Source organism: Streptomyces griseus subsp. griseus, assembly GCF_000720255.1.
In the GTDB taxonomy this organism is placed as follows: domain Bacteria; phylum Actinomycetota; class Actinomycetes; order Streptomycetales; family Streptomycetaceae; genus Streptomyces; species Streptomyces griseus_I.
The window spans coordinates 1-361 of sequence record NZ_JOJE01000186.1; the positions used below are offsets into that span (position 1 = coordinate 1).

A 361-nucleotide genomic window follows, 5' to 3' on the forward strand; every position below is an offset into this window, starting at 1 on the left:
CGGCCACAGGCTCCAGATCGAGGCCGTGTTCGACGCCTGGGAGACCGGAAAGGAACCCGGCGTCTGTCTGCACGACGCGCGCCGCACGCTGGAGTTCGCGGCGGCCACGTACGCGTCCGCCTTCCGCGGTGTCTCCGTCGCCGCGGGCGAACTGACCGACGACGACCCGTTCGCGCTCAGCATGGACGGCGGCGCCGTGCCCTGGGAACCGGTCAAGGAGGCCCTCGTATGAACGCTCTTGCAATCCGCCACGACTTCGGTGCCTCGGTCACGGTCCGAGACGGCGACACCGAGCTGTTCCGCTACGTGTACCAGCCGGACACCGTCCAACTGGAATCGCCCAAGCCCTACATCCACCCCC

General features: G+C 68.7%; 1 pseudogene. It reads left to right on the forward strand.

The window, feature by feature from the left end:
* A pseudogene (locus IG99_RS43710) lies at positions 1-232 on the forward strand (gfo/Idh/MocA family oxidoreductase); the annotation flags it as partial.
* Positions 233-361: the final 129 nt, after the last annotated feature.